Here is a 1,336-nt window from a genome sequence, read left to right on the forward strand (position 1 = left end):
CGGCGACGACAGCGCGGTGCACCACCCCTTCATCGAGGCCGATCGCTTCGCGTTCGACGCCGGCGACCAGGAACCCGGCAAGCAGGCGACGCTGACCCTCAAGGAGCCCGGCGACTTCATCATCCAGTGCGGCATCCACCCAAAGATGAAGCTCACCCTCCACGTGCAGTAGCCCGAGTTATTTTTCCAGAACGCTATCAGCTCGAATGGACCAGGGTCTTCGCGGCGGGATCGAATGCCACCGCCACGGGCCGGAACGCGCGCACGAGATCCGCGTCGAGCCGTCCCGCCATGCCGTCCAGAATGGCGTAGGCCTGCGCCGCGTCCATCGCGGCTTTGTACGGCCGATGCTCGATCAGCGCCGCATGGATGTCACAGATCGTCACCAGTCGGACCAGGTCAGGGATCTCGGCTCCCCTCAGCCCGTCCGGGTAGCCCGAGCCGTCGAGCATCTCGTGGTGCGAGCGCACGACCGCGAGCAGGGACGCGTCGAAGCCGCCGTTGACGAGCATGGCGTACCCCTCTGCCGGATGGGTACGCATCACCGCCATTTCGGCCACGTCGAGCTTGCCCGGCTTGTTCAGGATCGCGGTCGGGATTTTCGTCTTGCCGACGTCGTGCAGCAGAGCGGCTTTTGCGAGATGATGACGGTCGGCGGCACCGAAACCGAGGGTCCCGGAGAACGCTGCGGCGAGGCCGGCAACGAGCAGGCAGTGCTGGTGAGTGACGTCGTCGAAGCGCTGGACTGCCTGCACCCAATCGTGGATGCCGACGTCCCGGATGGCCTGGATGATCAGCTCGGTGCCGGTGTCCGCTACCGCGATGGTGATCGCTCGGCCCGAGAAGAACGTCTCCGCGAAGAACTGCCTGGCTTGGACCGCCTGCCGTTCACCTGTCGCAATCGATCGGGTTTGCCCACTGATCTGGGCGAGCTTGTCGGTGACGAGGCGAGCCGAGGCGTTGACGGGGAGCGTCGCGGTCGCGCCTAGGATCCGGGCTTGGGCTTCGGCGCGGGCGACGTTGCCGTGGACGAGGAAGAGATACGGCATGCCCTCGTCGCGCACCCGCTCCAGGATGCGGCGCATGAGCACGAGCGCCTCGGAGTTCAGGCCCTCCACATCGCTGACGATCAGACCGGCGCCGCGGGACGGCGTCGCCTCGTCGTAAAGATCGTGGATCCGGCATGAACCGAACGCGCCGAGATCGCGGGCCAGACGTCGGCCGCGATGGATGTCGTCGGTGATCAGCAGAAGCTCGCCCATCGCCTATCCATCGTCTGTCGTCAGAGGATCACACGCTCGTTGAAGGTCAGCGGGCCGAACGGCATCCGGAACGC

At 66.1% G+C, this 1,336-nt stretch carries 1 protein-coding gene; it reads right to left on the reverse strand.

What is annotated here, in order from left to right:
* Nucleotides 1–197 precede the first annotated feature (197 nt).
* The gene (locus MKL09_RS03585; protein ID WP_244018028.1) at nucleotides 198–1,262 is read right to left on the reverse strand and encodes an HD-GYP domain-containing protein; all 1,065 of its coding nucleotides are present in this window, start codon (nucleotides 1,260–1,262) and stop codon (nucleotides 198–200) included.
* Between the last annotated feature and the right edge of the window lie 74 nt (nucleotides 1,263–1,336).

The organism is Methylobacterium sp. J-048 (assembly GCF_022829515.1).
GTDB lineage: Bacteria > Pseudomonadota > Alphaproteobacteria > Rhizobiales > Beijerinckiaceae > Methylobacterium.